At 66.7% G+C, this 7,627-nt stretch carries 9 protein-coding genes; 6 read left to right on the forward strand and 3 right to left on the reverse strand.

Translation table 11 applies throughout. The features are described 5' to 3' along the window. The 3 genes from QZY06_RS05195 to QZY06_RS05205 form a co-directional block, all read right to left on the reverse strand. Positions 1-503, reverse strand: a 503-nt coding sequence (locus QZY06_RS05195; RefSeq protein WP_367275565.1) for an efflux RND transporter permease subunit, incomplete at its 3' end; no start/stop codon positions are given. Between the two features lie 10 nt (positions 504-513). After that, the gene (locus tag QZY06_RS05200; RefSeq protein ID WP_295681127.1) at positions 514-1,497 is read right to left on the reverse strand and encodes a hypothetical protein; all 984 of its coding nucleotides are present in this window, start codon (positions 1,495-1,497) and stop codon (positions 514-516) included. A gap of 83 nt (positions 1,498-1,580) precedes the next feature. After that, positions 1,581-2,384, reverse strand: a complete 804-nt coding sequence (locus tag QZY06_RS05205; RefSeq protein ID WP_295681130.1) for an inositol monophosphatase family protein — start codon at positions 2,382-2,384, stop codon at positions 1,581-1,583. A 96-nt stretch (positions 2,385-2,480) separates the two neighbouring features. Between QZY06_RS05205 and QZY06_RS05210 the strand changes: the two genes are divergently transcribed. The 6 genes from QZY06_RS05210 to QZY06_RS05235 form a co-directional block, all read left to right on the forward strand. Next, positions 2,481-3,263, forward strand: coding sequence for an RNA methyltransferase (locus tag QZY06_RS05210; RefSeq protein WP_295681133.1), 783 nt, complete (start codon positions 2,481-2,483; stop codon positions 3,261-3,263). Continuing rightward, positions 3,260-4,192: a 2-oxoglutarate and iron-dependent oxygenase domain-containing protein gene (locus QZY06_RS05215; RefSeq protein WP_295681136.1), complete on the forward strand. Its 933-nt coding sequence runs from the start codon at positions 3,260-3,262 to the stop codon at positions 4,190-4,192. The genes QZY06_RS05210 and QZY06_RS05215 overlap by 4 nt, the downstream gene beginning before the upstream one ends. A 35-nt stretch (positions 4,193-4,227) precedes the next feature. Continuing rightward, complete coding sequence (locus QZY06_RS05220) at positions 4,228-5,361, forward strand: cysteine desulfurase family protein (RefSeq protein ID WP_295681140.1); 1,134 nt, start codon at positions 4,228-4,230, stop codon at positions 5,359-5,361. Then, positions 5,358-6,950 (forward strand): aminotransferase class V-fold PLP-dependent enzyme, encoded by a 1,593-nt coding sequence (locus QZY06_RS05225; protein WP_295681142.1) that lies wholly within the window; start codon positions 5,358-5,360, stop codon positions 6,948-6,950. Before QZY06_RS05220 ends, QZY06_RS05225 begins: the two co-directional genes overlap by 4 nt. Continuing rightward, positions 6,947-7,273 (forward strand): iron-sulfur cluster assembly accessory protein, encoded by a 327-nt coding sequence (locus tag QZY06_RS05230; protein ID WP_022978101.1) that lies wholly within the window; start codon positions 6,947-6,949, stop codon positions 7,271-7,273. The genes QZY06_RS05225 and QZY06_RS05230 overlap by 4 nt, the downstream gene beginning before the upstream one ends. Before the next feature lie 161 nt (positions 7,274-7,434). After that, the coding region (locus tag QZY06_RS05235; protein WP_295681147.1) for a nucleoside-diphosphate kinase at positions 7,435-7,627 on the forward strand (193 nt) is incomplete at its 3' end.

The raw sequence follows: 7,627 nt of genomic DNA on the forward strand, positions 1-7,627 counted from the left end.
ATCAGCCGCGGCCGGATCGTCCAGCGCACCAGCTCGGACAGCTGCATCGCATCGAGCGTTTTCGACGACAGGCCGATCTTCATCGCCCGGCTGGTCGACGACAGCGGCGGCAGCATCACTGGCGCCCGCGCCGCCGTCGGCAAGCTTGTCTGCACGCGGGCGATGCGCTCCTGCACGGTCTGCCGCGCGACCAGCAGATCGGCATCGGCCTTGAACAGCAGCACCACCGAGGACAGGCCGAGCACCGATTTCGAGCGCACGGTATCGAGGCCGGGAATGCCGCTGACGACGATCTCGATCGGCACCGAGACCAGTTGCTCGACTTCCTCGGTCGATAGCCCCGGCGCTTCGGTCTGGATCTCGACCTTCGGCGGTGCGAATTCCGGGAACACGTCGAGCGGCACATCGCGAGCAGCGCGCAGGCCCAGCGCGATCAGCAGCACCGCGGCGGCGAGAACGAGCACGCGCTGCGACAGTGCGGTGCGGATCAGTGCGCCTAGCATCATGTGAGCTTCAATGGCCGGCGCCGAATTCGCTGCCGAACAGTTCGGCGGCTCCGGTGCTCACCACTTCATCGCCATCGCTCAGTCCGCGCGACAGCAGCGCCTGGCCGGCGTCGCGATGGGCGACTTCGATGCGCGCACGCCGGTACTGGCCCGATGCAATGGCTCGGTAAACCCACTCACCGCCGTCGATGTCTCGAACGATCGCGGACACCGGCAGCAGCAGGCCGCTGTCGAGTCCTGCCAGCGGCAATTGCACGGCGACTCTCTGGCCGAGTTGATAGGCCTGATCGCGATTGTCGACCGCGTAGTAAGCGTCGACGGTGCCGGCCACGAAGCTCGCCGACGGCGTTGCCGCGATCGGGCGGGCGAGGCGGGCCGGGCCGCTCGCGTCCAGCGTCCTCACTTCGGCGGTGCGCTCACGCAGGATGCGCTGGGCATCGGTGGCGAAGATCGGCACGCGAATCCAGATCGTCGAGCGGCTGTTGATCGCGCCGATCGCCGGCCCGAGCAAGGCGCGCTGCGCCAGTGCTGCCTGCTCGGCTGCCTGTGCCGCGGCGAGTGCGGCAGCGGCTTCGTCTCGGGCGCGGGCGCTGCCGGCGCCATCGTCGAGCAGCGCTTCGCTGCGGCCGGCGGCGATCCGGGCCAGTGCGGTGACCGCTTGTGCGCGGGCGACTTCGCCATCGGCAGCGGTCTGCTGACTGCCGAGCGTGGCGAGATTGCGGCCGGCATCGATCGGGATGCCGGCAGCACCGAGCGGCGCGGCGACCACTTCACCGCTGGTATGGCGAACGCGGGCGAGCTTCCCGGGATGGACCGTTGTGGTGACCAGCGCGAGCCGCTGCTGCGTCTCGGCCGACAGCGTCAGCAGATTCGCTTCATGCGCGACTAGTGCGGCGGCTGGCTTCGCAGCAGCGGGCTGCGATGCGTTGCGGTTACAGGCGGCAGTCGCCAGCAGCAGGCTCGCAGCGGTAGTGATCGGAATGAAGTGCATGGCGGCGTCCGTGAGGGAGTCGCCACGCTACCGACCGAAGCTGGAGCCGCCCTTGGCTCCAGATTACCGATTGCCAATGTTGGCTATTCGGCAGCCGGCACGATCGGCTGCGCTGCTCCGCGCAGCGCATCGCTGAGCTGCGCATGCAGCTTGTGCGGCGCGGCCAGGATGTGGCCGGTTTTCATCACGTCGCCACGCGGGTCATACAACTCGGTGACGGTGCCGCCGGCTTCCTGCACCAGCACGATGCCGGCCGCCATGTCCCAGGGCTTGAGGCCGAGCTCGAAGAAGCCATCGAGACGGCCGGCGGCGACATAGGCGAGGTCCAGCGCAGCCGAACCGGCGCGGCGGATGCCGGCGCTGTTGCTGGCGATGGTCTTCAGCATCGGCATATAGGCGTCGAGCAGTTCCGGCTTGATCGGGATGCCGGTGCCGATCAGCGCGCTGTCGAGTTCCTTGGCGGTGCTGCCGCGGATCTTGCGGTTGTTCAAGGTGGCGCCGCCGCCGCGGGTGGCGATGTACAGATCCTGGGTCGATGGCGCGTAGATCACGCCGTGCTCGAGCTTGCCGCGCACCTGGATACCGATCGATACCGCGAAGTGCGGCAGGCCGTGCAGGAAGTTGGTGGTGCCGTCGAGCGGATCGATGATCCAGACCACTTCGTTGTCACCGCTGGCGCCGGTCTCTTCGCCGAGCACCGCATGCTGCGGATAGGCCTTGCGGATCACCTTGATGATCTCGGCTTCGGCGCTGCGATCGACCTGGGTAACAAAATCATTCCGCCCCTTGCTTTCGATGGTCAGCGTATCGACACGATCGATGCTGCGGCTGATGAAGTTGCCGGCGGTACGGGCGGCGCTGACGGCGATGTTGACGAGCGGATGCATGGAAAGCGGGTTCCGGTGAACGACGGCGGCGCCTGAAACTGGCATCCGCGCGAGCAAAGCCGGAAACTTCCGGCTCTGCCGTCGATGAATCAAGAAGTGGAACTATTATCCCGCATCCGCATTGTGCTCGTTGCCACCCGCCATCCCGGCAACATCGGTTCGGCCGCGCGCGCGATGCGCAACATGGGGCTGAACGATCTCGCCCTGGTCGAACCGCACCGTTTTCCGGACCCTGAAGCGACCGCGCTGGCCAGCGGCGCCGACAGCATCCTGGAAGGCGCGACGATCTACCCGACCCTGGCCGAGGCTGTGGCCGACTGCGAGCACGTGATCGCCACCACGGCGCGCGTGCGCTACGTGTCGATTCCGTTTTCCGAGCCGCGCGAATGCGTGACGCGGCTGGCGGCCGGCGAGCATCCGGGCAAGGTCGCGATCGTCTTCGGCCGCGAGCGGATCGGCCTGACCAACGAGGAACTCGACCATTGCCGCGAAGCGGTGGCGATTCCGACAGACCCCGAATTCGGCTCGATGAACCTTGCCGCGGCGGTGCAGATCATGGCTTACGAACTACGCTTGGCGGCCGGCGCCAAGCTGCCGGAACTGCCCGAGCACCAGCCGGTGCCGCAGGGCCAGATGGAACATTTCTTCGGCCATCTGGAGAAGGTGCTGATCGCGACCACCTTCATCGACCCGGCCGCGCCGCGCTTCATCATGCGGCGCATGCGCCGGATGTATGGCCGCGCGGCACCGGACAGCCACGAGATCAACATCCTGCGCGGCATGCTGACCTCGGTCGAAGAAGCGCTGGGCCTGAAGCAGACCACCAAGACTTTCCCGCATCTGCGCGCCGGTGCCGCCACGGAGAACGATGAACCGTGAGCGGCGTGCCGACGCTGGATATCGGCCGCTGGGACGATGATCGCGCGGCCTTTGTTACCGAACTCGGCGCGGCTTATCGCGAATACGGTTTCTGCTGCATCCGCGGCCACGGCGTTCCGAAGGCGCTGATCGACGAAGCCTACGCGGCCTTCGTCGCGTTCTTTGCGCTGCCGGACGCGATCAAGCATCAATACTTGGGCGGCGCCGGCGGCACCCGCGGGTTGACGCCGCTGAAGGTCGAGACCGCGAAAGGCGCGGCCCATCCCGATCTCAAGGAGTTCTGGCACATCGGCCGCGAGCTGCCACCGGGCTCGAAGTACGCCGCGACGATGGCGCCGAACCTGTGGCCGGCCGAAGTGCCGGGCTTCCGTGCAGCAGGCAGCGCCTTGTACGACGCACTGGGTGCGCTTGGCGCCCGCGTGCTGTCGGCGCTGGCGCTGCATCTGGGTCTGGACCAGCACTGGTTCGACGACAAGATCGACCACGGCAATTCGATCCTGCGGGCGCTGCACTATCCACCGATCGGGCCGAACGACGCTGCCCATGAGCGCGCGGGCGCTCACGAAGACATCAACCTGATCACCTTGCTGGTCGGTGCCAGCGACGGCGGGCTGGAAGTGCTGAGTCGAAGCGGCGACTGGCTGCCGGTGACCACCGAGGGTGATGCGATCGTCGTCAACATCGGCGACATGCTTCAGCGGCTGAGCAATCACGTCTATCCGTCGACGACCCATCGCGTGGTCAACCCGAAAGGCGAGGCGGCCGGTCGCGCTCGCTATTCGATGCCGTATTTCCTGCACCCGAATCCGGATTTCCTGATCGACGTGCTGCCGTCCTGCATCACGGCCGAAAACCCCAGTCGTTACCCCGAGCCGATCACCGCGAACGACTATCTGTGGCAGCGGCTGCGCGAGATCGGCTTGAGCTGAAGGGGCCGGCGGGCCGTCGGCGGTAAACTTCCCGCATGCCGATCTACCTCGACTACAACGCGACGACGCCGCTGGACCCGCGGGTGCTCGAAGCGATGCTGCCCTATCTCAGCGGCCCGTACGGCAATGCGTCGAGCGTGCATCGCTACGGCCGCGCCGCGCGCGATGCGATCGAAGCGGCGCGGGTTCAGGTGGCGGCACTGGCCGGTGCTGAAGTCTCGGAGCTGACCTTCACCAGCGGCGCCACCGAGTCGAACAATCTGGCGCTCAAGGGATTGACCGAAACCGCGCAGCCGACGCGGGTGCTCTACGGCGCGACCGAGCATCCGGCCGTGCTCGAAGCGGCGGAATCGCTGATCGGCCACGGCTGGGGCGTCGAAACAATTGCCGTCGATCGTGCCGGCATCGTCGATTGGTCAGCCTTCGAAGCACAGCTCGCACGCGGCCCGCTGAGGCTGGTGGCCCTGATGCTGGCGAACAATGAAACCGGCGTGATCCAGGACACCGCGCGCGCTGCGAAGCTGGTCCATGACGCCGGCGCGCTGCTGCATGTCGACGCTGTGCAGGCTGGCGGCAAGCTGGCCTTCGGCTTCAGAGAATCCGGTGCCGATCTGATGAGCCTGTCCGCGCACAAGCTGTACGGGCCGAAGGGCGTTGGCGCGCTGCTGGTGAAATCGCATGTCGAACTGGCGATCCAGTTGCACGGCGGTGGCCAAGAGCGTGGCTTGCGAGGCGGCACCGAAAACCTTGCGGCGATCGTTGGTTTCGGCGTAGCTGCCGAACTGGCGATTGCCGAGCGCGAGCAGCGCATTGCGCATTGGACGGTGCTGAAAGCGCGCCTCGAAGCCGGTCTGCGCGCGATGCGGGGCATCACGATTTTCGGCGATGGCTCGCCACGCTTGTCGAACACCGTGCAGTTCGGCGTCGATGGCTGGGAAGGCGAAGCGCTGCTGATGGCGCTCGATCGCAAGGGCATCGCGGTGTCGAGCGGCTCGGCCTGCGCGTCCGGCACCGGCGAACCCAGCCATGTGCTGATCGGCATGGGCTGGCCGCGCGACGTCGCGTTCTCGGCGATCCGGGTCAGCCTCGGCATCACCAGCACCGAGACCGAGATCGACCGTTTCCTGGTCGTGCTCGGTGATCTGCACGCGCAGGTGGCGGCCGCATGATCTACCTCGACTTTGCTGCGACCACGCCGATCGCCCCCGAGGTCTTCGGGGCGATGCTGCCGTATCTGCAGCCCGATGGCCTGCACGGCAATCCGGCGTCGACCCATGGTCCGGGTTTTGCGGCGCGGGCGGCGGTGGAGCAGGCGAGGGCGCAGGTCGCGGCGCTGATCGGCGCCGAGCCGGCCGAGATCATCTGGACTTCCGGCGCCACCGAATCGAACAATCTGGCGATCAAGGGCGCGCTGGAATTCCGCGGCTTCCCGAAGGCCGGCCGCGCGGTGCACATCGTCACCTCGCGCACCGAGCACAAGTGCGTGCTCGATACCTGCCGGCATCTGGAAACGCTAGGTGCCCGGGTCACTTATCTGAAGCCGGACGCGCGCGGCGTGGTGACGCCGGAAGCGGTGCTCGCCGCGATCACGCCGGACACCGCGCTGGTGTCGCTGATGTGGGTCAACAACGAGATCGGCGCGGTCAACGACATCGAACGGCTGGCGCCGCTGCTGCGCGCGCGCGGCGTGATGCTGCATGTCGACGCCGCCCAGGCGGCCGGCAAGCTGGCGATCGATCTGCGCGCGCTGCCGGTCGATCTGCTGAGCGTGTCGGCGCACAAGCTGTATGGGCCGAAAGGCGTCGGTGCCTTGTTCGTGCGGCGCAAGCCGCGCGCGCGCCTGAGCCCGCAGATGCACGGCGGCGGCCATGAGCAGGGCATGCGTTCGGGGACTCTGGCGACGCATCAGGTGGTCGGTTTTGGTGCTGCCTGCGCGCTGGCGGCGGAGCGGTTCGAAGTCGATATCGCGCATTTCAGTGCGCTGCGCGATGCGCTGTGGTCGCGGCTGCAGACGATTCCCGGTGTGCTGCGCAATGGCCCGACAGAAGGTGAACGTGCCGCGCCGCATTTGCTGAATCTGAGTTTTCCCGGTGTCGAAGGTGAAGCCTTGCGCGCCTCGCTGCCGGGCATCGCGGTATCCAGCGGCTCGGCCTGCTCGTCGGCGACCGCCGAACCGTCCTACGTGCTGCGCGCACTCGGTCGCGATGACGAAACCGCCAATGCATCCTTGCGGTTTTCGTTCGGCCGGATGACCACCCTGGCCGACATCGAGCAGGCCGCCGACACCGTGATCGCTCAGGTCGCGTGGCTGCGGGCCTTGTCGCCGTTCGGCAGCGAAACGCCGATCGCGAATCCGCCCGACGAAGCAGCCGGCAATCCCTACGGCTATGGCGCGCAGATCTGGCGGCTGTTCCGCGAAACGCCGAACGCCGGGCGTTTTCTCGAGGGCGCGCGAGACGTGATCAGCGCCGAAGCCGGCACGCCTGCGGCGCGTTCGGTGCTGCGGCTGGCGCTGCGGCTCGACGGTGATCGGGTCGCCGAAGCGCGATTCCTGGCCTACGGCTGCCCGACGACGATCGCCGTCGGTGCCTACGTCGCTGGCTGGGCGCGGGGCAAGGCGATGGCTGAACTGGCTGCCTTGAAGGCGCCCGCGTTGCGTGCTGCGCTTGAAATTCCGGAAGATCGTGCACACTGTGCATTGCTGGGTGAGGACGCGCTTCGCGCGGTTTTCGCCCGTCACAAGGAAGAAATGGCATGAGCATCGTCCTGACCGAAACGGCGGCAAACCGCATCCAGTCCCAGTTGGCCAAGCGCGGCAAGGGCTACGGCCTGCGCATCGGCGTCAAGAAGTCCGGCTGTTCGGGCTATGCCTATGTGCTCGATTACGCCGACGCCCCCGGCGAAGCGGACGAAGTGTTCGACGCCTACGGCGCCAAGGTGGTGGTGGCCAAGGAGCATCTGTCCTTCCTCAACGGGCTGACCCTCGATTTCCAGCGTGACGGCCTGAACGAAGCGTTCAAGTTCAAGAACCCGAACGTCACCGGCGAATGCGGCTGCGGCGAGAGTTTCGCCGTCAGCTAAGGCTGCCCTGATCCGCAGCGAGTGGCGCGACGCCGGTCGTTCAATGCGTTGCTGCGGCGCGGCAGATTGCCGCTGTCTTCGTTAAACCGTTAACATTCCGCGTTTTTCCGCCCCCGGATGATCCGTGGGCGACTTATTCATCAAACACACGGAACATTCTCATGGCGGTTGAACGCACCCTTTCGATCATCAAGCCCGACGCCGTTGCCAAGAACGTCATCGGTGGCATCTATTCGCGTTTCGAAGCTGCCGGCCTGCGCATCGTCGCCGCCCGCATGGAACACATGACGCGCGTAGTAGCCGAAGGTTTCTACGCGGTGCACAGCGCCAGTCCGTTCTTCAAGGATCTGGTCG

Origin of the sequence: uncultured Nevskia sp., assembly GCF_903885465.1 — a bacterium.
GTDB lineage: Bacteria > Pseudomonadota > Gammaproteobacteria > Nevskiales > Nevskiaceae > Nevskia.